Raw genomic sequence first — 24,722 nt, 5'->3', positions numbered from 1 at the left:
AAACGCCCGGTTACATTCCGAACCCGGAAGCTAAGCCTTACAGCGCCGATGGTACTGCAGGGGGGACCCTGTGGGAGAGTAGGACGCCGCCGAACAAATTTTGAGAAAACCCCCGTGCCATCGGCACGGGGGTTTTCTGCGTTTACGGGCAAGAATTCCGCAGCCCCATTGGCGATGAGGCCGCGGTCGGTGGATCAGGTTCAGAGGCGGCCGGCCGATTTCAGGGAGAGGTAGGCGTCCGCCAGGGCGGGGGCCAGTTCTGACGGTGTTGCGTCGACGACCGTGACGCCGTGGCGGGTGAGCTTCTCCGCGGTGCGGTGGCGTTCGGCTGTGGCCTGGGCCGCTGATGCCGCGTCGTAGATGGCGTCCGTGGTGCCGCGGGCCGCCGCCATCGTTTCGATCGCCGGGTCGGCGACCGAGGCCACCACCACCGTGTGGCGCTTGGTGAGGCGGGCGAGGACAGGGAGCAGGCCCTCCTCGACCGGGGCTGCCTCCAGCGACGTAAGAAGAACGATGAGGGAGCGGCGGGGCGCCGTGTGGAGGGCCGTTGCCGTGAGGCCCCGGGCGTCCGTTTCGATCAGCTCGGGCTCCAGTGGGGCCATGGCGTTGACCAGGGCCGGGAGGACCTCGCCCGCGGTGCGGCCCTGGACCAGGGCGCGGACGCGGCGGTCGTAGGCGAGCAGGTCGACGCGGTCGCCGGCGCGGGAGGCCAGGGCGCCCAGGAGGAGCGCGGCGTCCATCGACGCGTCCAGGCGTGGGGCGTCGCCGACCCGGCCGGCGGACGTGCGGCCCGTGTCCAGGACCAGCAGGATGTGGCGGTCGCGTTCGGGGCGCCAGGTGCGTACGGCGACAGCGGACTGACGGGCCGTTGCGCGCCAGTCGATGGAACGGGTGTCGTCCCCGGGGACGTACTCCCGGAGGCTGTCGAACTCGGTGCCCTCGCCCCTGGTCAACACGCTGGTACGGCCGTCGAGTTCGCGGAGGCGGGCCAGCTTGGAGGGGAGATGCTTGCGGCTGTGGAACGGCGGCAGGACGCGGACCGTCCACGGCACGTCGTGCGTGCCCTGACGGGTGAAGAGACCCAGCGGGCCGAAGGAGCGGACCGTGACGCGGTCCGCGCGGCGGTCGCCCCTGCGGGTGGGCAGCAGATGGGTGGTGATCCGGCGGCGTTCGCCCGGCGGGATCGTCACCCGGTGACGGGACGCGTCGTGCTCCATGCCTTTGCGCCAGGTGCTGGGCGGCCAGGCGTCACGGATCTGCGCGCGCAGCGGACGGCGGCCGGGATTGGTGACCGTCAGCGTGACGTCGGCCGGGTCCCCGAGACGTACGGATGTGTCGCCCGAGCGGGTCAGGCGCAGTTTGCGTACGGGGGCGGCCAGTGCGAAGTCGCAGGCGCAGGCCAGGGCCAGGGGAGCGTTGACGGCCAGGATGCCTGTCCAGCTCGGCTCCCAGATCCCGATGGGAAGGGAGCCGACGGCTGCGAGCAGGGCCGTGCGTCCGGTGAGGGCCATGTCGTCCGGTCTCTAACGGGGGACGGGGACGTGGGTGAGGATCGCGTTGATCACCGAGTCCGTGGTGACGCCTTCCATCTCCGCCTCGGGGCGCAGCTGGACGCGGTGGCGGAGCGTCGGCAGGGCGAGGGCTTTGACGTCGTCGGGGGTGACGTAGTCGCGGCCGGTCAGCCAGGCCCAGGCGCGGGCCGTCGAGAGCAGCGCCGTCGCTCCACGGGGGGAGACGCCGAGGGTGAGGGACGGGGATTCGCGCGTGGCCCGGCAGATGTCGACCACGTACGCGGTGACCTCGGGGGAGATCGACGTCTTGGCCACCGCGGCGCGGGCCGTCTCCAGGTCCGCGGCCGTGGCCACCGGGCGGAGGCCGGCCGAGGCGAGGTCGCGCGGGTCGAAGCCGGACGCGTGCCGGGTGAGGACGTCGATCTCGTCCTGGCGGGTCGGAAGAGGAACGTTCAACTTGAGGAGGAAGCGGTCCAGTTGCGCCTCGGGGAGGGGGTACGTGCCCTCGTACTCGACCGGGTTCTGGGTGGCGATCACCATGAACGGGTCGGGGAGGGCGCGCGGAGTGCCGTCCACCGTGATCTGGCGCTCTTCCATGGCCTCCAGGAGGGAGGACTGGGTCTTGGGCGGCGTGCGGTTGATCTCGTCCGCGAGGAGGAGGTTCGTGAACGCCGGGCCCGGCTGGAAGGAGAAGCGCGAGGTGTGGGTGTCGTAGACCAGGGAGCCCGTCACGTCGCTGGGCATCAGGTCCGGGGTGAACTGGACGCGCTTCGTGTCGAGTTCGAGGGACGCGGCCAGCGAGCGGACGAGGAGGGTCTTGGCCACGCCGGGGACGCCTTCGAGGAGGACGTGGCCCCGGCACAGCAGGGCCACGACCAGGCCCGTGACGGTGGGGTCCTGGCCGACCACGGCCTTGGCGATCTCGGCGCGCAGGGCCTCCAGAGAAGCCCGTGAGCTGCGGGGATCGGGTGTGGGCCCGGCGTTGTCAGTGGTCGGGTCCATCATGAATTCCGTACCTCTCTTTCGAGGGCGTCGAGGTGGTCGGCGAGGGCGATGAGTGCCGCGTCGGTCGTGGGGGGCGGACCGAAGAGGAGAGCGTGCAGGTCCTGGCCGGGCGTGGGGAGTTGGCGGGCCAGGGCGGGCAGGAAGGTCTCGGGCGTGTGGGCCTGGGAGACGGGGATGCCGATGAGGGGGGCGAGCTTGGTGCGGGTGGAGATACGCAGGGCGTTCGCCGCGCGGTCGCGGGCGTTCGCCTTGCGGTAGAGGCGGGCGCGGCCTTCGGTGGTCTCGGAGGCGCGGATCGCGACGGGGAGACGTTCGGGGACCAGTCGGCCCAGACGGCGTGCGCGCCAGAGGGCGGCGAGGGCTGCCGCGACGAAGAGCTGGAGCGTGCCCCAGAGCCAGCCCTTGGGGATCAGGTCGAAGAAGCTGCGGTCGTTCTGTTCACCGGAGGCCGCGGATTCGTCGGAGAGGGAGGGGAGGTACCAGACCAGATGGGGGCGGGTACCGAGGAGTTGGAGGGCGAGCGAGGCGTTGCCCTGCTCGTCGAGGCGGTCGTTGAGCAGGATGTCGGGGGCGCCGACGATCACGGTGTCGCCGTCGCCGGTGGCCGTGGGCAGACGGAGCAGGGTCGGGATGCCGTCGCTCGGATAGCAGGAGTCGGCTTCGGACGACGTGGTGTTGTAGCGCTCGCCGCCCGTGTCGGCCGTGCCCGCGGTGCGGGCCGCCGGCAGGGAGCAGTCGGGGGCGAGGGTCGTCTCGGTGCTCGTTCCGGGGTCCGCGCTGACTCCGGGGGCCAGTTTGCCGACCGACGCGGAGCTGGGGGCGACGAGCACCGTGCGGCCGCCGGACTCGGCGCCGGCGGCCTGGATCTGGCTCTGCTGGTGGGCCGTGAGCAGGTCGGGGACGGCGACGAGGAGGGTGGTGTCCGCTCCGGTCGCGGCGCGGGCCTCGGCCGCCGTGGTGACGACGCGGGTGTCGACGCCGCGCTCGTCCAGGAGTGCGGCGACGGCGCGGCTGCCGTACGGGTCGGCGGAGCGCGGGTCGAGTTCGCCGTGCTTCTCGCCCGAGCGGACGGCCGCGGTGGCCACGGCGGCTGCCAGGAGGAGGACCAGGGCGAGGGCGATGCCTCGGGTGCGGGTCCAGACCTGGCGGACCGTGGGGGTGGCCGAGGTGCCCTCGGGGGACGGCTCGGGGGCCGGAGGCGGTGGCGCGGTGAGGGTGGCCGTGGCGCCCCGGTGGCCGCCGGTCGGTTGCGCTGCCTCGGTGGCCGCGGGCTGTCGGGTGTCGGTCGCCTTGCCGAAGGAGATCGGGGCGGGGGACGAGCCGGTCTCGTCGCCGCGGTGGTTCGGGTTGCTGGGGTCGGTCACCGTGCGGCCCCCGGGGCGGCGAGGGACGGGGCGGTGTGTTCCGCCTCGGTGTCCAGGGCGGTCAGGCGGCGGTACATCTCCGGGGTCGCTGAGCGGCCGCCGTATGTGACGTCGTCGAAGTCGCGGGCCGCCGCGCGAAGCCGGTCCGTGTGCTGCGGCAGAGCGCGGGCGGCCTCGCCTGCCGCCTCGTCGGCGGTGCGGCCGGGGCGTGGGTCGAGCAGGGCGCGTTCCTCGAGGGAGCGGACGAGGGCCCGCATCCGCTCCTGGACGGCCTGGTTCCAGTGGCCCTGGGCGGCGTGCGCCTCGGCGGCCGCCCGGTGCTCGGCGGCGCTGCGCGGGCGGTCGTCGAAGAGCCGGGCCGTGGAGGTGGGGGAGCGGCGCGGGGTGCCGAGCCGCCACCACAGCGCGGCCGCGACGGCGACGATCGCCAGCACGATCACGATCAGGCCGACGGCGCCGCCCGGGGTGGCGCCGGACGCCGCGGAGAGCAGCTTGTCGATCCACTCCCAGAACTTGTTCAGGGCCCGCATGAACCAGCTCGGATCGTTCTGGTGGTACGCGGGCTTGGACAGCTCGTGCTCGGCCGCCTCCCGCGCGGGATCGCGCGAGATCGTCACCGGCGGCTCGTCGCCGCCGGCGCGCGTCAGCCATGCTGCCGCCGTGAGCACTCCCCCGGGCGCGCTCACCGCATCAGCCCCCCGGGGTGGCGCCGGGAGCGGTCCCGTAGCCCTGAAGGCCCGCGGCGCGGGCGAGTTCCAGGTCGAGGGCCTCGCGGCGGATGCGCTGGTCGATGTAGAGCAGCACCGTGACGCCCGCGGTGATCGGGAAGGTGAGGGTGGAGCCGATCACCGAGCCGAGGCCGCTGATGATCAGGAAGGCCCAGCCCGAGTCGCCGGTGCTGTCGAGGAGGCCGACGCCGCCCCCGCTGATCGCCGCGGCGATGAAGGTGAAGGGGATCAGGATGATCGAGGAGACGATGTTGGTGATGATCGTCGCCAGGATCTGAATGCCGAAGACCCGCCACCAGGAGCCGCGGACCAGCTTGCTGGAGCGGCCCATGGCCTTGCGGACGCTCTGCTTCTCCAGCATCAGCGCGGGCGAGGACAGCGACAGGCGGACCATCAGCCAGATCGCGACGACGAAGGCGGCGATTCCGCCGATGATCGCGAGCGCGGCGCCTCCGTCGGAGGAGCCGAAGACCGCGAGCAGGATGCCCGGGACGGTGCCCACGAAGACGATCGCGGCGGCGATCAGCGGCAGCAGCAGCGTCAGGCCGAGCAGCCGGAGGACCTGGGGACGGGCGTCGCGCCAGGCCTCGCCGGTGGTGACGGACGTGCCGAGGACCGCGCGGCTGGTGACGGTCGTGAGCAGGGCCGTGGCGATGATCGTGCCGAGCAGCGTGACCACGAGGACGACACCGGTGCCGATGAACAGCCCGCCCAGAGCGTTGAGGATCTCGCGGGGCGTGGCGTCCGGGTCGTCGAGCGCGGCGGTGGTCCCCGAGTCGTTGAGGAAGAAGCCCTGGAGGAGGACCACCAGAAGCTCCGTGACCACGGCGACGGTCAGCGAGATGCCGAGGACGGTGCGCCAGTACGTGCGCATCGTCGAGACCGCGCCGTCGAGGATCTCCCCGACGCCCAGCGGGCGCAGCGGGATGACGCCGGGCTTGGCCGCGGCGGGCGGGCCGCCCCAGACGCCGGGGCCCCAGCCGGCCGGGCCGCCGCCCTGCGGAGGAGCGCCCCAGCCGCCGTGACCGGGACCGCCGGGGCCCTGACCCCAGCCCTGGCCGGGGGCCGGCGGGGGCGGTGGCGGGGTCTGGCCGGGGCCGGAGGGACCGGAAGAGCCGGGGGAGCCGGAGGGAGCCGACCACTGCGCGGGCGGCGGCTGCTCCTTGGACCACTGGGGGCTCTGGCCCGCGGCGTCCTGTGGAGCGGCGCCCTGGGCGTCACCGTTCTGGCCCGTGCTCTCCTGGCCCTTGTCGTCGGGGCCGTCGGAGGGGGCAGATCCGGGCGAGGCCCAGCCCGGAGTGTCGTTCATCGTCGCTCCTTCAAGGTGCCCGTCCGCGGTCGCGGCGGCAGGTTGGCTGCCATCGTGCCATGGGGTGGGTTCGGCGTGACCTGGCCCCGTAGTGCCTTGACACCTTCAATTGTCGGGGCGGGGGAGGGCAGACTGGGCGGATGGCTGATCAGTACGCGCAATCCAGCGAGGACATACAGCTCAGCGAGGACAAACAGCCCAAGACCATCGACGTACAGGCGATCCGCTGGGAGGAACCGGCGGAGGGGCCCGTTCTGGTGTTGCTCGACCAGACGCGCCTTCCGGCAGAAGAAGTCGAGCTGGTGTGCACGGATCCGCAGGCGCTGGTGCAGGCGATCCGGTCCCTGGCGGTGCGCGGAGCCCCGCTGCTCGGCATCGCGGGGGCCTACGGAGTGGCGCTCGCCGCCGCTCGTGGATTCGACGTGCGGCAGGCCGCGGACGCTCTGTCGAGCGCACGGCCCACCGCGGTCAATCTGGCGTACGGCGTCCGCAGGGCCGAGACGGCGTACCGGACGGTGCTGGAGACCGGGGCGGGTACGGACGGCGAGGCAGTCCGGGAGCGGGCCGCCGCTGCCGCGCTCACCGCCGCGCGGGCGCTGCACCAGGAGGACGCCGCGGCGAGTGCCAGGATGGCGGAGCACGGGATGCGGCTGCTCGACGAGCTGCTGCCCGGCGGGAACCACCGGATCCTGACGCACTGCAACACCGGGGCGCTGGTCTCCGGCGGCGAGGGCACGGCGTTCGCGGTGGCGCGCGCCGCGCATCGTGTCGGGCGATTGCGCCGGCTGTGGGTGGACGAGACGCGGCCCCTCTTGCAGGGGGCGCGGCTGACCGCGTACGAGGCCGCGCGCAGCGGGATGGCGTACACGCTGCTGACCGATAACGCGGCGGGATCGCTGTTCGCCGCCGGTGAGGTGGACGCCGTGCTGATCGGCGCGGACCGGATCGCCGCCGACGGTTCGGTGGCGAACAAGGTGGGGAGCTATCCGCTCGCGGTTCTGGCGCGTTATCACCATGTGCCGTTCATCGTGGTGGCGCCGGTGACGACCGTGGACATGGCGACTCCCGACGGTGCGTCCATCGAGGTGGAGCAGCGGGCCGGACATGAAGTGACGGAGCTCACGGCGCCGCAGGCGCCGTTGGCGGGAGTGGAGGCGGGTGGCGGGATTCCGGTGGCACCGTTGGGAACGCAGGCGTACAACCCGGCGTTCGACGTGACACCGCCGGATTTGGTGACGGCGATCGTCACGGAGTGGGGCGCTCTGGCGCCTGTGACAGCTGAGGGCCTGAGTGAGCTGTGTTCCAGGTCACGCCAGGTAACGATGAGCTAATGGGATGATGTGGTCCATGAAGGGACGAGTCCTTGTCGTCGACGACGACACCGCACTGGCCGAGATGCTCGGCATTGTGCTGCGTGGTGAAGGTTTTGAGCCGTCGTTCGTAGCTGACGGCGACAAGGCGCTGGCCGCTTTCCGGGAGACCAAGCCAGATCTGGTGCTCCTCGACCTCATGCTGCCCGGCAGGGACGGCATCGAGGTGTGCCGCCTGATCCGGGCGGAGTCCGGGGTGCCGATCGTGATGCTCACGGCGAAGAGCGACACCGTCGATGTGGTGGTGGGGCTCGAATCGGGCGCCGACGACTACATCGTGAAGCCCTTCAAGCCGAAGGAGCTCGTGGCCCGTATCAGGGCGCGGCTGCGGAGGTCGGAGGAGCCCGCGCCCGAGCAGCTGGCCATCGGTGACCTGGTCATCGACGTGGCCGGGCACTCGGTCAAGCGGGACGGGCAGTCGATCGCGCTGACGCCGCTGGAGTTCGATCTGCTGGTGGCCCTGGCCCGCAAGCCGTGGCAGGTGTTCACCCGCGAGGTGCTGCTCGAGCAGGTGTGGGGCTACCGGCACGCGGCGGACACGCGCCTGGTCAATGTGCATGTGCAGCGGCTGCGTTCGAAGGTCGAGAAGGACCCCGAACGGCCCGAGATCGTGGTGACCGTCCGCGGTGTCGGTTACAAGGCAGGGCCGAGCTGACATGTCCCGGAACAGTGCCGCTTCGGCGCCCGGGAAGCCGGGATCCCGCTCGGAGCGGCCTGTGGGACAGGCGGCGGCCGGGCGGGTCCCCTGGCCGCGCCGTATGTTCGACGGCGGTCTGCTGCTCCAGGGCGGTATGAAGGGCAGTCCGGTGCTCCGGCTGTTCACGCGCTGGGTGCGGCGGCCGCTGCTGCCCGCGATGCGGCTGTGGCGGCGCAACATCCAGCTGAAGGTCGTCGTCACCACCCTGGTGATGTCGCTGGGTGTGGTGCTGCTGCTCGGCATCGTCGTCATCGGGTCCGTGAGCAACGGACTGCTGGACGCCAAGGTGAAGGCGTCGCAGAGCCAGGCCGAGGGCGGCTTCCGGGCCGCCAAGGACAAGGCGGACGCGGCCACCGCCGGGGCGCAGGACGGTGCGCAGGACAACGGCCGCACCAGCGTGGAGCCCAACTCCTGGAAGACCGAACTCGTCACCCAGCTCTCCAGTGGCGGCAAGGGCGCCTTCGACGTCGTCACGCTCAGCTCCAGCGACCCCGGCAGCAGCAACGGACGGGCACTGCGCGGCTCAGGCAACGTGGAGCCGGTGCGCAGCGTGCCCGAGGAGCTGCGGGAGCGGGTCGAGCGGATGACCGGCGCCTCCCAGGAGTACACGCGGATCATCTACGAGGGCGGTCAGGACTCGCAGCCGGGCCTGGTCATCGGCAAGCGCCTCAACGACCCGCAGGGTGATCCCTACCAGCTGTACTACCTCTTCCCGCTGAGCCAGGAGGAGAAGTCCCTGGGCCTGGTGAAGGGGACGCTCGCGACGGCCGGGCTGTTCGTGGTCGTGCTGCTCGGGGCCATCGCCTGGCTCGTCGTGCGGCAGGTCGTGACGCCCGTGCGGATGGCGGCCGGGGTGGCCGAGCGGCTCTCCGCGGGCCGCCTCCAGGAACGTATGAAGGTCACCGGCGAGGACGACATCGCGCGTCTCGGCGAGGCCTTCAACAAGATGGCGCAGAACCTGCATCTGAAGATCCAGCAGCTGGAGGACCTGTCGCGGATGCAGCGGCGGTTCGTGTCGGACGTCAGTCATGAGCTGCGGACTCCGCTGACGACCGTACGGATGGCGGCGGACGTCATCCACGAGGCGCGGGTCGACTTCGATCCGGTGACCGCGCGGTCCGCGGAGCTGCTCGCCGATCAGCTGGACCGGTTCGAGTCGCTGCTCGCGGACCTGCTGGAGATCAGCCGGTTCGACGCGGGGGCCGCCGCGCTGGAGGCCGAGCCGGTCGATCTGCGCGAGGTCGTGCGGCGGGTCGTCAGCGGTGCCGAGCCGCTCGCCGAGCGCAAGGGCACGCGGGTGCGGATCGTCGGTGACGACCAGCCGGTGGTCGCCGAGGCGGACGCGAGGCGCGTGGAGCGCGTCCTGCGCAATCTCGTGGTGAACGCGGTGGAGCACGGCGAGGGCAGGGATGTCGTCGTGCGGCTCGCCGCCGCCGGTGGCGCCGTCGCCGTCGCGGTGCGCGACTACGGGGTCGGGCTCAAGCCCGGCGAGGCGACCCGGGTGTTCAGCCGTTTCTGGCGGGCCGATCCGGCCCGCGCGCGGACGACGGGCGGCACCGGTCTCGGCCTGTCGATCGCCCTGGAGGACGCACGGCTGCACGGCGGCTGGCTGCAGGCGTGGGGAGAGCCGGGCGGCGGTTCGCAGTTCCGGCTGACGCTGCCGAGGACGGCGGACGAGCCGTTGCGCGGGTCGCCGATACCGCTGGAGCCGGAGGACTCCCGGCGCGGCCGGGACCAGGGCGACGGCGGCGCGCGGGACAGGAAGCTCGCGACGGTGCCCGCCCAGACGCCGGCCGCGCCGGCGCAGGCCCCGATGGCGCCGCGGATGCGGCAGGCCGCGGTGCCTGCCGACATCACGGCGCTGCCGGGCAGCGGCGCGCGCGTGGTCGCGCGTGGTGCGGGCACGGGTGGCGGGGCGTTGAGCGTGCCGCGGCAGCCGGACGAGGGCACACACAGGACCGGCGAGGCCGGTGCGGTCGGTGAGGTGGGTCCGGTCGAGGCCGATGGGCCGGAGTCGGAGCCCGGGACGCCGTGGCGGGGAGACATCGCCGTCGGCGGCCGCCGCGGCGGACCGGCGGAGCGTGACGAGGGGAGCGACGGCGGTCGTGGATGAGCAGCGGGCGTCGCGTCGGCGGCGCGGTATGCGGGGCGGTGCGCTGGCCGGATGCGGCGCCATCGTCCTCGCCGGGTGTGCGTCGATGCCGGACAGCGGCGGACTCGAATCGGTGGAGGCCTCGCAGCGGCCGGACTCCCAGGTCCGCGTCTTCGCGCTGCCGCCGCAGGACGACGCGGCGGCCACGAGCATCGTCGATGGCTTCCTCGAGGCGCTGACCAGCGACGATCCTTCGTACGCCGTGGCCCGCAAGTATCTGACGCCCAAGGCGGCGAAGAACTGGCATCCCGAGCGACAGACCGTCGTGCTCAAGGACGGCCCCCGGAAGCGCTCGACGGACCGGGCGAACTCGGCGGAGGACGGGCACGACTTCGAGCTGACCGGGACCCAGGTCGCCCGTCTCGACGACCAGCAGGCCTACCAGCCGGCCAACCAGCGGTACTCGGGACAGCTGCATCTGAGCCTGGTGGCGACCGCCAAGGGCAAGCCGAAGCAGTGGCGGATCGACACCCCGCCGCCCGGTGTCGTCCTGGGCAAGACCGACTTCCAGCGGATCTATCAGTCCGTCAACAAGTACTACTACGCGGTGGATTCCGGGGCGAAGTCCGGTGACGGGGGCGGTCAGAAGCGGCTCGTCGCCGACCCCGTCTTCGTGCGGAGGTGGGTGGACCCCCTGACGGAGACCGTCAAGGAAGTGCTCGCGGGGCCCACGCGCTGGCTGAACCGCGTGGTGACGACGTCGTTCCCGCTGAAGGCGGGGCTGCGCGACGGTACGAAGTCGCTGGCGCCCGACGACGCGAACAAGCTGAAGGTGCCGCTGAACAAGAGAGCCGACTCGATCGGTTCGGCGCAGTGCAAGAAGATGGCGGCCCAACTCCTCTACTCGCTGCGGGACCTGTCGTCGTCGAGCGTGGACGAGGTCGAGCTGGAGCGGGCCGACGGCCGGCTGATGTGCACCCTCGCGGAGGGCGCCGCCGACGCGCTGGTGGCACCCCGGTACTCCGAGGGGCTCCAGTACCAGTACTTCCTGGACGGCAAGGGCCGCGTCGTGCGGATGCCGGGCACCAACGGCTCGCACCAGAAGCCCGAGCAGGTGGCGGGTCCGATGGGCGAGGGCGAGCGGCAGATGCGGTCCGTCGCGATCTCGCGCGACCAGGAGCGTGCGGCGGCGGTGTCGGGCGACGGGCATTCGCTGTACGTGGCGTCCATGGTCACCAACGCCTCGCTCGGGGACGCGCTCGCCCACAGCGCCGCCAAGGCGGAGAAGGACGGTTTCACGACGCCCAGTTGGGACGCGCAGGGCGACCTGTGGGTGGCCGACCGCGATCCGAAGAACCGGCGCCTGCTCGTGTTCGGGCAGGGCATGGGAGACCGGATGCAGGAGGTCCGGATCGACGAGCTCGGTGACGACGCCCGGATCGAGGCGGTGAAGATGTCCGCCGACGGCGCGCGCATCGCCCTCCTGGTCACGGAGGACGGCGAGACGCGGCTGCAGATCGGCCGCGTCGAGCGGGACCACGGCATGACGGACGGCGACGTCGAGATCTCGGTGGCCGACCTGCGCCGCGCCGCGCCGGACATGGAAGAGGTCACGGCCGTGTCCTGGGCAGGCGGCAGCCGGCTCCTGGTGGTGGGTCGGGAGTCCGGCGGGCTGCAACAGATCCGGTACGTGCAGTGCGACGGCTCGACCCCGACCGGGCAGGCGCTGCCGGGGCTGACGCGGGTGAGCGAGATCGCGGCGTCCGACACGGATCTGCCGCTGCTGGCGCACTCCGACGACGGAATCGTGCGGCTGCCCTCCGGGTCCGCGTGGCAGTCCGTGCTGAAGGACGGGACCGCGCCCGTCTACCCGGGATAGGAGCCGCTCCCACCTGCGAGGACACGGCCGCCCGGTCAGGACCGCCGAGTTGTCCACAGGGCGTTGTCCACAGGGGTGGCAGTACGGCGCGCGTGTTGGCACAGTGGTGGGCATGCGGGGTTGGTGGCAGGACCTCTCCGACTTGGTGCTGCCCGCCCAGTGCGCAGGCTGCGGCAGGTCGCGTACGCCGCTGTGCGCGAGGTGCGTACATGCGGTGCGCGGTGCCGGCGCGGGCCGGGTGCGGCCGCGGCCGACACCGCCGGGGCTGCCCGTCGTGCACGCGGCGGCGCCCTACGAGGGGCCGGTGCGGGCCGTGCTCCTCGCACACAAGGAGCGTGGCGCGCTGGGCCTGGCCCGGCCGTTGGGCGAGGCGCTCGCCGGGGCGGTGCGGGCCGGACTGCCGGCGGGCGACACGGGGTCCGTGGCGCTGGTGCCGGTGCCCTCCGCGCCCCGGGCGGTGCGGGCGCGCGGGCACGATCCGACGCGGCGCCTGGCCTACGCGGCGGCGGCCGGGCTGCGCAGGGAGGGCGTGGCGGTCCGGGTGCTCGCCGTGCTGCGGCAGCGGCGTGCCGTGGCCGATCAGTCGGGGCTCGGTGCCCGGCAGCGCCGGGCCAATGTGTCGGGCGCACTGACCGTGACGGCCGGTGCGGGCGGGCTGCTCACCGAAGTTGGCCGGATCGTGCTGGTCGACGACCTGATGACGACGGGCGCGTCTTTGGCGGAGGCGGCGCGCGCAATACACGCGGTGACGGGTTCCGCGGCGGCTCCGGGAGAAGGCGCGACGGACCCGGGAATGGCGGGACCGATCACGGTGGGCGCAGCTGTGGTCTCCGCTTCTCCGGATTCCTTCGAAATAAACCGGAACTGACCGAGGATCTGCATCGTTGCAGGTAGAGAGAGGGTTCATCCACCTGAATGGAGGTACGCGTCAGTAGAGGGTGACGACATCCGTCCGGGCGAGATATGTTCAGTTGTGAGGAACTCGGCAGGAAAGACAGAAGCCGTACCTCGCATATCTGAATGCCTCGCGTGCGATTGCGCAGAGATTTCGACAATCACCCGTCACGGTGGGGTGGAGATCTCGTCCGCGGGGGAGGAGGAGGTGGAAGTCACCGAGTCCGAGGCTCCGGAAGTGGCCGGAGTCGTGTGCAAGAGGGAGATGCTCCGCCGAGCGGGCGGAGTTATCCGGGAACGGAGTTCTGCGTGGACATCGTCGTCAAGGGCCGCAAGACCGAGGTACCGGAGCGGTTCCGCAAGCACGTGGCCGACAAGCTGAACCTGGAGAAGATCCAGAAGCTCGACGGCAAGGTGATCAGCCTCGACGTCGAGGTGTCCAAGGAGCCCAACCCCCGTCAGGCCGACCGCTGCGACCGCGTGGAGATCACGCTGCGCACGCGGGGTCCGGTGATCCGGGCCGAGGCCTCGGCGAACGATCCGTACGCGGCGCTCGACCTCGCCACGGAAAAGCTCGACGCGCGGCTGCGCAAGCAGCACGACAAGCGGTCGTCCCGGCGTGGCACGAAGCGGATCTCGGCCGCAGAGGTCGCCGAGCACGTTCCGGACGCCGCCACGCTCAACGGGGACGGCACGATCGCCAGGGACGACTCCGAGGCCGACGCCGTGCCGACGACCAGGATCGGATCGCTGGAGATCCAGGGCGAGGGCCCGCTCATCGTCCGCGAGAAGACCCACGTCGCCGCACCCATGACGCTCGATCAGGCGCTCTACGAGATGGAGCTGGTCGGGCACGACTTCTACCTGTTCGTCGACTCCGACACCAAGGAACCCAGCGTGGTCTACCGGCGCCACGCCTACGACTACGGCGTCATCCACCTCAGCAGCGACCCCATGGTCGCCGACGTGCACAGCGCCGACGCGGGGGACGCCATCGGCGGCTGAGTCCGCCCGGTCCGTCCGCGGCGTCGGCAGGCCGGTCCACCGGCAGGCTGTCCGAAAATCCACTCATCCGGTGCCCCTGGAGTGTGCGTGCGCCCCCGGGGGCACCCTTGTGCGACCCCTCAGTGCACCGCTCCGTCGACGCGCGGAGGCCGAGGCATGAAATCATGGCCGCACCGGGTCAACCGGTGGGCCGGTGCCTCGGGTTGGCCCGGCACATGAAGACGGGGCCACGGCCTTCAGGGGGAGGAACGATGGCGGACAGCTTCGGACCGATGCGGGGCGAGGACGCCGGCGCGGCCGATGGCGGCGCCGGTACGGGCCCGGACGAGGGCTCATCACGCAAGGAGCCGATCCGGGTCCTTGTGGTCGACGACCATGCGCTGTTCCGGCGTGGTCTGGAGATCGTCCTCGCGGCCGAGGAGGACATCCAGGTCGTCGGCGAGGCGGGCGACGGCGCCGAGGCGGTGGACAAGGCGGCCGACCTGCTGCCGGACATCGTCCTGATGGACGTCCGTATGCCCAAGCGCGGCGGCATCGAGGCGTGCACCTCCATCAAGGAAGTGGCGCCCAGCGCCAAAATCATCATGCTCACGATCAGCGATGAGGAAGCGGATCTCTACGACGCGATCAAAGCGGGCGCGACGGGATATCTGCTGAAGGAGATCTCGACCGACGAGGTGGCCACGGCCATTCGCGCCGTCGCCGACGGGCAGTCCCAGATCAGCCCTTCCATGGCGTCGAAGCTGCTCACCGAATTCAAGTCGATGATCCAGCGCACCGACGAGCGTCGCCTCGTGCCCGCGCCCCGGCTCACCGATCGCGAGCTGGAAGTGCTCAAGCTGGTCGCCACCGGGATGAACAACCGGGATATCGCCAAGGAACTGTTCATCTCGGAGAACACCGTGAAGAACCATGTGCGCAACATCCTGGAGAAGCTGCAACTGCACTCCAGGATGGAGGCCGTGGTGTACGCGATGCGGGAGAAGATCCTCGAGATTCGCTGAGCCGGGTCCGGCCGGGCGCCGGTCGTCTCAGTCGAGGGCTCTGACGAGCTCCTGCTTCAGGGCCGCGTCCGTCATGCGCTCGACCCGGACGCTGTCGCAGCCCACCCAGCTCGCCGCTTCGAGCAGCGCCTGGGCCACTCCAGGGACCGCCTTCGGGCCGTCCAGGGAGACCTGCCGGGCGACCAGGGTGGTGCCCTCGCGCGCCGGGTCGACCCGGCCCACCAGCTGTCCGCCCGCCAGGACCGGCATCGCGAAGTAGCCGTGGATCCGCTTCGGCTTGGGGACGTACGCCTCCAGCCGGTGCGTGAAGCCGAAGATCCGCTCCGCGCGCGCCCGCTCCCAGACCAGCGAGTCGAACGGGGAGAGCAGCGTCGTGCGGTGCCGGCCGCGGGGCGTCGACTCCAGCGCCGCCGGGTCGGCCCAGGCCGGCTTCCCGCCCCAGCCCTCGACCGTCACCGGGACCAGACCGGTCTCCGCGATCACCGCGTCGAACTGCTCGCTCTTCAGCCGGTGGTAGTCGGCGATGTCCGAGCGGGTGCCGACGCCGAGCGCCTGGCCGGCCTGGACCACCAGGCGGCGCACGCACTCCTTGTCGTCCAGGTCGTCGTGGAGCAGGTCCGCGGGGATCGCCCGCTCCGCCAGGTCGTAGACCCGCTTCCAGCCGCGCCGCTCGACGCAGACCACCTCGCCGTACATCAGCGCGCGCTCCACGGCGACCTTCGAGTCCGACCAGTCCCACCACTCGCCCTTGTTCTTCGCGCCGCCCAGCTCTGTGGCGGTCAGCGGGCCCTCGGCGCGCAGCTGCTTGATCACCTGGTCGTAGGCGCCCTCGGGGAGGTGGTGGTTCCAGTGCGGGCGGTTGCGGTAGGCGCGGCGGCGGAAGGCGAAGTGGGGCCACTCCTCGATGGGGAGGATGCAGGCCGCGTGGGACCAGTACTCGAAGGCGTGGGTCTGCGTCCAGTACGCCTGCTCGACCTTCTTGCGGCCGATCGCGCCCAGGCGCGCGTACGGGATCAGTTCGTGGGAGCGGGCCAGTACCGAGATCGTGTCGAGCTGGACCGCGCCGAGGTCGCGCAGGACTCCGCGGACGCCTGCGGCGCGGTTCGGGGCGCCGAGGAAGCCCTGGGCGCGCAGGGCGATGCGGCGGGCCTCGGTGGCGGACAGGGCGACGGGGTGGGTGGTGGGGGTGGGGTGCGGCGCGATCGTCGGCATGCTCGGAACCATAGGGCCCGGCGCTGACAATCGGGGCCGGGTCGTGGGTGCCGCTCCGGGCCGGGGTGCGGGCCCGCCGAAGCGCCTGCCCGGCGCTGGGGTGCCGCCTTGCCCACCCTGCCGCCCTTGGCGGCAGATTGCCCAAGGCGGGGGCGGGGCTAGAGGCGGGGTGGGAGGTAGGGGAGGGGGGTGGGGAGGGTCAGGTCCGAGGGGAGGAGGGAGGCCACCCAGCAGTCGCGCAGGACCCCCTTGTTCGGCAGGCCCGCGCGCAGGACGCCCTCCACGGTGAAACCGGCCTTCTCGGCGACGGCGCGCGAGCCCTCGTTGCCCACCTCGGCCCGCCATTCCAGGCGGGTGCAGGCGAGATCCGTGAACGCCCAGCGGGCCACCCCGAGGACCGCCTCCGTCATGTAGCCGAGGCCGCGGTACTCCTTGGCCGTCCAGAAACCCACTTCCCAGGCGCCCGCGCGCGGGTGGTGCAGTCCGACGGCCGCGGCGATCGGGCCGTGCTCGTCGGCCCGGACCGCGAAGGTGTACTCGGCGTCGCTGCGCCAGCCGTCCGCGACCACCCGCTCGATGAAATATTCGGCGTCCCCGCGCGCGTACGGCGACGGAATCGTGGTCCAGCGCTGGATGTCGGGATCCTGGGCGGCGGCGTACACCTCGTCGGTGTCGGCGGGGACGAAGGTGCGCAGTCGCAGACGAGCGGTGGTCAGCGTCACGGGTTCCATCACCCGATTCTGCTCGGGGAGAGGAGGGCGCACCATCACTTTTCGTGGGGTATACCGGCACCTTCCGAGGCGCCTGTGCGTTGGACCTGATGGCAGACCTCCCGGCGCGGTGGGGTCCTCGCATACGATGGCCGTTGCTCAGGCTGTCGCCTGGGTAACCGACCGTGCCAGGCCCGACCGGCAAGGAGACCAACCCTCGTGTCCGTCCTCCAGAAGATCATGCGTGCAGGCGAAGGCAAGATCCTGCGCAAGCTGCACCGCATCGCGGACCAGGTCAACTCCATCGAAGAGGACTTCGAGAGCCTCTCCGACGCCGAGCTGCGCGCGCTTACGGATGAGTACAAGCAGCGCATCGAGGACGGCGAGACCCTCGACGACCTGCTGCCCGAGGCGTTCGCGACCGTCCGCGAGGCGGCCCGGCGAGTCCTGGGCCAGCGTCACTACGACGTGCAGCTGATGGGTGGCGCCGCCCTCCACCTCGGATATGTGGCCGAGATGAAGACCGGCGAGGGCAAGACCCTGGTCGGCACGCTGCCGACGTATCTGAACGCGCTGTCCGGCAAGGGCGTCCACCTCATCACGGTGAACGACTACCTGGCCGAGCGCGACTCCGAGATGATGGGCCGCGTCCACAAGTTCCTGGGCCTCTCCGTGGGCTGCATCCTGGCGAACATGACGCCGGCCCAGCGCCGCGAGATGTACAACTGCGACATCACGTACGGAACGAACAACGAGTTCGGTTTCGACTACCTGCGCGACAACATGGCGTGGTCCCAGGACGAGCTCGTCCAGCGCGGTCACAACTTCGCGGTGGTCGACGAGGTCGACTCCATCCTCGTCGACGAGGCCCGTACGCCGCTGATCATCTCCGGCCCCGCCGACCAGGCCACCAAGTGGTACGGCGACTTCGCCAAGCTGGTCACCCGCCTCACCAAGGGCGAGGCCGGCAACACGATGAAGGGCATCGAGGAGACCGGCGACTACGAGGTCGACGAGAAGAAGCGCACCGTCGCCATCCACGAGCCGGGCGTCTCGAAGGTCGAGGACTGGCTGGGCATCGACAATCTGTACGAGTCGGTGAACACCCCGCTGGTGGGTTACCTGAACAACGCCATCAAGGCCAAGGAACTCTTCAAGAAGGACAAGGACTACGTCGTCATCGACGGCGAAGTCATGATCGTCGACGAGCACACCGGCCGTATCCTCGCCGGCCGCCGCTACAACGAGGGCATGCACCAGGCGATCGAGGCGAAGGAAGGGGTGGACATCAAGGACGAGAACCAGACGCTCGCGACGATCACCCTGCAGAACTTCTTCCGCCTCTACGACAAGCTCTCCGGCATGACCGGTACGGCGATGACCGAGGCCGCCGAGTTCCACCAGATCTACAAGCTGGGCGTCGTCCCGATCCCGACGAACAAGCCGATGGTCCGCAAGGACCAGGCCGACCTGATCTACCGCACCGAGGTCGCCAAGTTCGACGCGGTCGTCGACGACATCGCGGAGAAGCACGAGAAGGGCCAGCCGATCCTCGTCGGTACGACGTCGGTCGAGAAGTCCGAGTACCTCTCGCAGCAGCTCTCCAAGCGCGGCGTCCAGCACGAGGTGCTCAACGCCAAGCAGCACGACCGTGAGGCGACGATCGTCGCCCAGGCCGGCCGCAAGGGCGCCGTCACCGTCGCGACGAACATGGCCGGCCGTGGCACCGACATCAAGCTCGGCGGCAACCCCGACGACCTGGCCGAGGCCGAGCTGCGCCAGTCGGGTCTCGACCCGGTCGAGCACGTCGAGGAGTGGGCCGCGGCCCTGCCCGCCGCCCTGGAGAAGGCCGAGCAGGCCGTCAAGGCGGAGTTCGAGGAGGTCAAGGACCTCGGCGGGCTCTACGTGCTGGGCACCGAGCGGCACGAGTCGCGGCGCATCGACAACCAGCTGCGCGGTCGTTCCGGCCGTCAGGGCGACCCGGGCGAGTCCCGGTTCTACCTGTCGCTCGGCGACGACCTCATGCGCCTGTTCAAGGCGCAGATGGTCGAGCGCGTGATGTCGATGGCGAACGTGCCGGACGACGTCCCGATCGAGAACAAGATGGTCACGCGGGCCATCGCCTCCGCCCAGTCGCAGGTCGAGCAGCAGAACTTCGAGACGCGCAAGAACGTCCTGAAGTACGACGAGGTGCTCAACCGCCAGCGCGAGGTGATCTACGGCGAGCGCCGCCGCGTCCTGGAGGGCGAGGACCTTCAGGAGCAGGTCGTGCACTTCATGGACGACACCATCGACGAGTACATCGGGGCCGAGACCGCCGAGGGCTTCGCCGAGGACTGGGACCTGGACCGGCTGTGGGGCGCCTTCAAGCAGCTCTACCCGATCAAGGTGACGGTGGAGGAGCTGGAGGACGAGGCCGGGGACCGTGCCGGGCTCACCGCCGAGTTCATCGGCGACGCCGTCAAGGACGACATCCACGCGCAGTACGAGGAGCGCGAGGAGCAGCTCGGCTCCGAGATCATGCGTGAGCTGGAGCGCCGCGTGGTGCTCAGCGTGCTGGACCGCAAGTGGCGCGAGCACCTCTACGAGATGGACTACCTCCAGGAGGGCATCGGTCTGCGCGCCATGGCGCAGAAGGACCCGCTGGTCGAGTACCAGCGTGAGGGCTTCGACATGTTCACCGCCATGATGGAGGGCATCAAGGAGGAGTCCGTCGGCTACCTGTTCAACCTGGAGGTCCAGGTCGAGCAGCAGGTCGAGGAGGTCCCGGTGGAGGACGCCGCGCCCACGTCCCTGGACAAGGACGGCAAGGAGGACGCGGTGCCGGCGCAGGCCCGCCCGGAGATCCGGGCCAAGGGGCTCGACGCTCCGCAGCGGCCCGACCGGCTGCACTTCCAGGCGCCGAACGCCGAGGGCGGGGTCGACGAGGGTGACTTCGTCACCGAGGGCGGGCCCACCCGGTCCGCCGCGGACGGCCTGACCCGGGCCGAGCGGCGCAAGCAGCAGAAGGGGCGCCGTCGCAAGAAGTGACGTCGCTTGTCCGAAGGGCCGGGTACCTCGGGGTGCCCGGCCCTTCGTGTCGGGCGCGTGGTTTCCCGCGCCCTTTACGGAGCTTCCGGTTCTCTGGGGGTCCGGCCGTCCAGTTCCACCGCCGTGCAGCGCCAGCGGAGGTCCTCGGCGCGGGTCAGCCGGAAGGCCAGGGCGTGCAGGCGCGGGCCCACCGAGATGCGGGCGAAGACCTCGAAGGTGCCGGTGTCGGGTTCGTAGTGGCCGACGTCGTGGATCCTCGGGCGCGGGCCCGTGCGGTCCAGCGGGCGGTGGGCCAGGAGCCAGAGCAGGTCCTCGAAGGCGTGGCCCCGCGTGTGCCGGGCGAACCAGACCGCGGGCCGGTGGCCGGTCAGGACCAGCAGGAGCAGGTCCGTGAAGTGTTCGGCGGGGTGCGGCGGCTGCTGCGGCCGCACCCGGGGCGCGGCGGGCCGCCGGGTGTCCCGGCGTGCGGGGGGACGGCTGGTCCGTCGAGGGCCTCGCCTGGAAAGCACCTTCTGCACGTCGCCTCCGGATAGGTACCAGTCGGTAACTCTTCGTGATCACCTTCTACGAGGTCGGGGAACGGCTCCGCAAGAGCCGGCGGCCGGCCGGGGAGGGGCACCGGGGATTCACTTATCCGGGTGACGCCGGGGCGCGCGGGGCCCGTGCGGCGGGGCGGGGGCGGGTGACGCGGCGGAGCCGGGGTGACAGGGGGCGGCGAGGTGGGCGGCAGCCCGAAGGGGGACCGTCGCACGTATCCTGAAGGCCTCCGGGACGATCACCGACGACTACGAAAGCGGACCGTCATGCGCGTGTACGTACCTCTCTCCCTGCCGCGACTCGCTCAGGCGTACCAGGCGGGCGAGCTGGGGCCCGCGCCGCTCACCGCCTACGCCGTCACGCCCGCGCTGCGCGAGTGGTACCTGTCGGACGACATCGAGGAGCTGGAGTACGCCGCCCTCAACCGGGCGGGGCTCGCCTCCCTGCGGCTGCTCGCGGGGGAGCCGGACGCGGCGCGGCGACGGGTCGTCGTCGCCGTGGACGTCGCGGACCGGGCCGCCGTCGCCGATCCGGACCGCGGGCTCGACCCGTCCTCCCTCGGTGAGGTGACCGTGCGCGAGGTCGTGCCGCTGGCCAAGGCCGCCGCCGTGCACGTGGACGCCGACGACGCGGAGGCCGATGTCGCGGCCGCCGCCGATGCGCTGGGCGCGGCCGATCACGGCGACGACGACGCCCAGTTCGTCGTGGACGGTGCCGAGGACCACGAGCTGCTCTGGTTCGCCACGCAGGAGATCCCGAACCTGGTCGGTCAGGGCGACTGAATCGGGGCGCACCCGTGCGGGGTACGTTCCCGGTATGGGGAAGCACATAGCCGGGGGCTCGTTCGGTCCGCCTGCCGGGCACATCGTCTGGGACTGGAACGGGACGCTGTTCCACGACATCGACGCCGTCATCCACGCCACCAACGCCGCGTTCGCCGAGCTGGGGCTCGCGCCGATCACGCTGGAGAAGTACCGGGCGCTGTACTGCGTACCGATCCCGAAGTTCTACGAGCGGCTGATGGGCCGGCTGCCCACCGAGACCGAGTGGCTCGTCATGGACGAGGTCTTCCACCGGCACTACGCGCACCACTCCGTCGACTGCCGGCTCGCCGACGGTGTGGAGCCGCTGCTCGCCGGGTGGCAGGACGCCGGGCGCAGCCAGTCCATTCTCAGCATGTACGGGCATGAGGAACTGGTGCCGCTGGTCGGTCGGTTCGGGATCGCCGAGCGGTTTGTGCGGGTCGACGGCCGGGTCGGGCCCTCCGGGGGGAGCAAGGCCGAGCACATGGTGCGGCATCTCGCGGCGCTCGAGAGGTCTGCCGGGGTCGCGGCCGAGCAGGTCGTGGTGATCGGTGATGCGGCCGATGACGCGGTGGCTGCGCTGGCTGCCGGGGCGCGGGCTGTGCTTTATACCGGGGGGTCGCACGGGCGGGCCAGTCTTGAAGGGGTGGGGGCGCCTGTGGTGGATTCGTTGGCGGAGGCTGTGCGGGTCGCTGCCGCGGGGTAGTGGGTTCGGGTAGCCGTCGGTGGGGGGGCTTGCGCAGTTCCCCGCGCCCCTGGCGGGGCTGCGTCTGCCCCGTGGGGTTCGGTGCTGTGTGCTGGGCGGTGGGTGCTTCTCGCGCGGTTCCTCGCGCCCCTGGCGGGGCTGCGTCTGCCCCGTGCCGTTCGGTGCTGTGTGCTGGGCGGTGGGTGCTTCTCGCGCGGTTCCTCGCGCCCCTGGCGGGGCTGCGTCTGCCCCGTGGGGTTCGGTGCTGTGTGCTGGGCGGTGGGTGCTTCTCGCGCGGTTCCTCGCGCCCCTGGCGGGGCTGCGTTTGCCCCGTGCCGTTCGGTGCTGTGTGCTGGGCGGGGGGTGCTTCTCGCGCGGTTCCTCGCGGCCCTGGAGGGGCTGCGTCTCGGGCGCTTTTGCTTACGCTCCGCTTGTGGGTGCGTACGCTTGGTGTGTGGTGGGAGAGAGTGGGGGGAGCGCGGCATGGGCTTTGGGTTCGGGCAGCGGCGTGGTGGGCAGCTTCCGGTCGAGGTGACCCCGTTCGTCGGGCGGGCGGCCGAACTCGCGCAGGTGCGGGCCGCGTTCGCCGGCGCCAGACTCGTGACCCTGGTGGGGCCCGGAGGGGTGGGCAAGAGCCGGACGGCGTTGCGGGGCGCGGCGGAGCTGGCGGGCGGGTTCGCGGACGGGGTGGTGCTCGTCGAGCTGAGCGCGCTGCGTGATCCCGAGCTGATTCCGGTGACGCTCGCCGCGGTGCTCGAACTGCCGGAGCAGGCGGGGATGGAGCCGCTGGACGCGGTCGTCGCCCATCTGCAGGGCCGGCGGATGCTCGTCGTGCTCGACACCTGCGAGCATCTGGTCGACGCGTGCGCGATGCTCGCCGATGTGCTGCTGCGGGAGGCGGCCGGGGTGCAGGTGCTGGCCACCAGCAGACAGCCGCTCGACGTGCCGGGCGAGCACTGCGTCCCGATCGCGCCGCTGGAGCCCGACGACGCCCTGGAGCTGTTCGTGCAGCGGGCCGCCGCGGTGGTCCCCGGGTTCGCCGCGCACGACGGCAACCGGGAGCAACTGGCCGCTCTGGCGAAGAGGCTGGACGGGATTCCGCTCGCCCTGGAGCTGGCCGCGGTGCGGCTGCGGGCCGTCTCCCTCGATCAGCTGGTGGAGCGGCTCGGGCAGCGGTTCGAGGTGCTGACCGGGGGGCGGAGGACCGCGCTGACCCGGCATCAGACGTTACGGACGGCCATCGGCTGGTCGCACGAACTGTGCACCCCGCGCGAGCGGCTGCTGTGGGCGCGGCTCTCGGTCTTCGCCGGGTCGTTCGAGCTGCGGGCCGCCGAGTACGTGGGCGCGGGCGAGGAGCTGTCCGGCGGCGAGGTGCTGGAATGCCTCATCGGGCTCGTCGACAAGTCCGTCGTGCAGCGGCTCGGAGTGGACGGCAACCGCTACCGGCTGCTCGACACCATCCGCGAGTACGGCGCCGAATGGCTGGTGGAGTCCGGCCGGGCGGACGCCGTGCGGGCCCGGCACTTCGCGTACTACCGGGATCTCGGGCAGCGCTACTGGGACGAGTTCCTGACCCCGGCGCAGCCCGTCCTGCACCGGGCGCTGCGCACCGAGAGCGCCGATGTGCGGTGCGCGCTCGAGTACGCGTACGGCCCCGCCGGGCCGGCCCCGCAGGGGTTGTGGCTCGCCGCGCAGCTCGGGCCGTACTGGCGGGCGCTCGGCGCGCTCTCCGAGGGGCGGTACTGGATCGAGAAGGGGCTCGCGCTCGTCGACGAGGTGGGCGAGGAGCAGGCCTGGGGGCAGTTCATGGTCGCCCTGTTCTCGGTGTGGACCGGGGATCTGCCGACCGCGCTCGAACAGTTCCACCGGGCGCTCCGGATCGCCCGGGACGCCCGCAACGACCGGGTCGAGCTGTTCTGCGACGCGTACCTCGGCGGGCTCGGCGCGCTGTGCGGCGAGCCGGACGGGCCGGCCGCGCTGGAGGACGCCCGGCAGCGGATCCTGGCGCGCGGCGACGGGCTCGGCACCGCCGTCATCCACTACGAGGGCGCGCTGGTGCTCGGCGTGCTCGGCGACGCGGAGGCCGCCCTGGAGTGGTGCCGCACCGGGCTCGCGTATCTGGAAGGCACCGGGGAGCGGCAGATGTACGCGTCGACGCTCACCGTGCAGGGGCTGATCCTGTGGCTCTCCGGGGAGCGCGAGGAGGCCGTCGGGCTGCTGGGGCGGGCCCTGGAGGCCGCCGCGGAGATCGACGAGATCCTGGTCGCCGCCATGTGCTGCCTGATGCTCGCCTGGTCCGCGTCGGCCGAGGAGCGGCATGTGCGGGCGACCTGGCTGCTCGGCTACGCGGAGAACGCGCGGCGGCTCGGCGGCGGTGACCCGGTCGGCATGCTTCCCTCGCTCTTCGACGAGCAGGAGGCCGTGCGGGCCGGGCTGCGGCGGGCGCTGGGCGACGAGGACTACGAGCGGTGGCACGCGGTCGGGGCGCGGCTCTCCGGGGCGCAGGTGCTCGCCGCTGTGCGGGAGGGGGCCGATGTGCCCGGCGACCGGGTGCCCGCGGCGCGGGGGGCCGGGGTGGACGCGCTGACCCGGCGGGAGCGGGAGGTGGCCGCGCTGGTGGCGCGGGGGCTGTCCAATCGGGAGATCGCGGAGCAGTTGGTGATCTCGAAGCGGACGGCCGACGCGCATGTGGAGCATATTTTGGCGAAGTTGGGGGTGGGGTCGCGGACGGAGGTGGCCTCCATCGCCGGGGGTGGGGAGCGGGTCGAGAGTTCGGGGGGCTGATTTCCGGGGATCAGGGGAGCGTTGTCGGGTGCGGGCCGGTGGCCTCTTCTCGCGCAGTTCCCCGCGCCCCTGAGGGGTTGTCGTTCGTCTGCGGGCCGGTGGC

19 protein-coding genes and 1 rRNA gene are annotated in these 24,722 nt (G+C 71.7%); 12 read left to right on the top strand and 8 right to left on the bottom strand.

Annotated features, from left to right (window positions below; translation table 11 throughout):
* Positions 1–95, top strand: a 5S ribosomal RNA gene (gene rrf / locus ABZ930_RS28965); the annotation flags it as partial.
* A 105-nt stretch (positions 96–200) separates the two neighbouring features.
* Here rrf and ABZ930_RS28960 read toward each other — a convergent pair.
* The 5 genes from ABZ930_RS28960 to ABZ930_RS28940 are packed head-to-tail and all read right to left on the bottom strand — an operon-like array spanning position 201 to position 5,917.
* Positions 201–1,511 (bottom strand): DUF58 domain-containing protein, encoded by a 1,311-nt coding sequence (locus tag ABZ930_RS28960; protein ID WP_361553895.1) that lies wholly within the window; start codon positions 1,509–1,511, stop codon positions 201–203.
* 12 nt (positions 1,512–1,523) lie between these two features.
* Positions 1,524–2,516 (bottom strand): MoxR family ATPase, encoded by a 993-nt coding sequence (locus ABZ930_RS28955; protein ID WP_361553892.1) that lies wholly within the window; start codon positions 2,514–2,516, stop codon positions 1,524–1,526.
* Entirely contained in the window at positions 2,513–3,880 is a 1,368-nt protein-coding gene (locus ABZ930_RS28950; RefSeq protein ID WP_361553889.1) for a DUF4350 domain-containing protein, read from the bottom strand. The genes ABZ930_RS28955 and ABZ930_RS28950 overlap by 4 nt, the downstream gene beginning before the upstream one ends.
* On the bottom strand, positions 3,877–4,566 hold the full coding sequence (locus ABZ930_RS28945) for a DUF4129 domain-containing protein (protein ID WP_361553886.1): 690 nt from the start codon (positions 4,564–4,566) through the stop codon (positions 3,877–3,879). The genes ABZ930_RS28950 and ABZ930_RS28945 overlap by 4 nt, the downstream gene beginning before the upstream one ends.
* 4 nt (positions 4,567–4,570) lie before the next feature.
* Positions 4,571–5,917, bottom strand: coding sequence for a glycerophosphoryl diester phosphodiesterase membrane domain-containing protein (locus ABZ930_RS28940; RefSeq protein WP_361553883.1), 1,347 nt, complete (start codon positions 5,915–5,917; stop codon positions 4,571–4,573).
* A 140-nt stretch (positions 5,918–6,057) separates the two neighbouring features.
* Here ABZ930_RS28940 and mtnA point away from each other — a divergent pair, with 140 nt between their 5' ends.
* The 7 genes from mtnA (at position 6,058) to ABZ930_RS28905 (ending at position 14,858) form a co-directional block, all read left to right on the top strand.
* Positions 6,058–7,248, top strand: coding sequence for an S-methyl-5-thioribose-1-phosphate isomerase (gene mtnA, locus ABZ930_RS28935; protein ID WP_361553881.1), 1,191 nt, complete (start codon positions 6,058–6,060; stop codon positions 7,246–7,248).
* 4 nt (positions 7,249–7,252) lie between these two features.
* Positions 7,253–7,942 (top strand): two-component system response regulator MtrA, encoded by a 690-nt coding sequence (gene mtrA, locus ABZ930_RS28930; protein WP_199836122.1) that lies wholly within the window; start codon positions 7,253–7,255, stop codon positions 7,940–7,942.
* Position 7,943: 1 nt separating this feature from the next.
* The gene (gene mtrB, locus ABZ930_RS28925; RefSeq protein WP_361553878.1) at positions 7,944–10,097 is read left to right on the top strand and encodes an MtrAB system histidine kinase MtrB; all 2,154 of its coding nucleotides are present in this window, start codon (positions 7,944–7,946) and stop codon (positions 10,095–10,097) included.
* Positions 10,098–10,125: 28 nt separating this feature from the next.
* Complete coding sequence (locus ABZ930_RS28920; RefSeq protein ID WP_361553910.1) at positions 10,126–11,955, top strand: LpqB family beta-propeller domain-containing protein; 1,830 nt, start codon at positions 10,126–10,128, stop codon at positions 11,953–11,955.
* 112 nt (positions 11,956–12,067) lie between these two features.
* Positions 12,068–12,823, top strand: coding sequence for a ComF family protein (locus tag ABZ930_RS28915; RefSeq protein WP_361553875.1), 756 nt, complete (start codon positions 12,068–12,070; stop codon positions 12,821–12,823).
* A 278-nt stretch (positions 12,824–13,101) separates the two neighbouring features.
* Entirely contained in the window at positions 13,102–13,854 is a 753-nt protein-coding gene (raiA, locus tag ABZ930_RS28910) for a ribosome-associated translation inhibitor RaiA (protein WP_361553872.1), read from the top strand.
* Positions 13,855–14,105: 251 nt separating this feature from the next.
* Positions 14,106–14,858: a response regulator transcription factor gene (locus ABZ930_RS28905; protein ID WP_361553869.1), complete on the top strand. Its 753-nt coding sequence runs from the start codon at positions 14,106–14,108 to the stop codon at positions 14,856–14,858.
* Between the two features lie 27 nt (positions 14,859–14,885).
* Here the strand turns inward: ABZ930_RS28905 and ABZ930_RS28900 are convergent, their stop codons facing one another.
* Both ABZ930_RS28900 and ABZ930_RS28895 read right to left on the bottom strand, forming a co-directional pair.
* Complete coding sequence (locus ABZ930_RS28900) at positions 14,886–16,070, bottom strand: crosslink repair DNA glycosylase YcaQ family protein (RefSeq protein ID WP_361553866.1); 1,185 nt, start codon at positions 16,068–16,070, stop codon at positions 14,886–14,888.
* A 158-nt stretch (positions 16,071–16,228) separates the two neighbouring features.
* Positions 16,229–16,801, bottom strand: a complete 573-nt coding sequence (locus tag ABZ930_RS28895; RefSeq protein ID WP_361553863.1) for a GNAT family N-acetyltransferase — start codon at positions 16,799–16,801, stop codon at positions 16,229–16,231.
* 198 nt (positions 16,802–16,999) lie between these two features.
* On the opposite strand from ABZ930_RS28895, the gene secA reads away from it, so the two are divergent.
* Positions 17,000–19,810: a preprotein translocase subunit SecA gene (secA, locus tag ABZ930_RS28890; protein ID WP_361553860.1), complete on the top strand. Its 2,811-nt coding sequence runs from the start codon at positions 17,000–17,002 to the stop codon at positions 19,808–19,810.
* A 74-nt stretch (positions 19,811–19,884) separates the two neighbouring features.
* On the opposite strand, the gene ABZ930_RS28885 is transcribed toward secA, so the two are convergent.
* Entirely contained in the window at positions 19,885–20,241 is a 357-nt protein-coding gene (locus ABZ930_RS28885; protein ID WP_361553857.1) for an Rv3235 family protein, read from the bottom strand.
* A gap of 372 nt (positions 20,242–20,613) precedes the next feature.
* On the opposite strand from ABZ930_RS28885, the gene ABZ930_RS28880 reads away from it, so the two are divergent.
* The 3 genes from ABZ930_RS28880 (at position 20,614) to ABZ930_RS28870 (ending at position 24,619) form a co-directional block, all read left to right on the top strand.
* Positions 20,614–21,129: a hypothetical protein gene (locus ABZ930_RS28880; RefSeq protein WP_361553854.1), complete on the top strand. Its 516-nt coding sequence runs from the start codon at positions 20,614–20,616 to the stop codon at positions 21,127–21,129.
* A gap of 34 nt (positions 21,130–21,163) precedes the next feature.
* Positions 21,164–21,856: an HAD hydrolase-like protein gene (locus ABZ930_RS28875; RefSeq protein WP_361553851.1), complete on the top strand. Its 693-nt coding sequence runs from the start codon at positions 21,164–21,166 to the stop codon at positions 21,854–21,856.
* Between the two features lie 462 nt (positions 21,857–22,318).
* Entirely contained in the window at positions 22,319–24,619 is a 2,301-nt protein-coding gene (locus ABZ930_RS28870) for a LuxR C-terminal-related transcriptional regulator (protein ID WP_361553848.1), read from the top strand.
* Positions 24,620–24,722: the final 103 nt, after the last annotated feature.

The organism is Streptomyces sp. NPDC046716 (genome assembly GCF_040645755.1).
Classification (GTDB): Bacteria; Actinomycetota; Actinomycetes; order Streptomycetales; family Streptomycetaceae; genus Streptomyces.
This window is presented reverse-complemented; position numbering and strand designations above follow the sequence as displayed.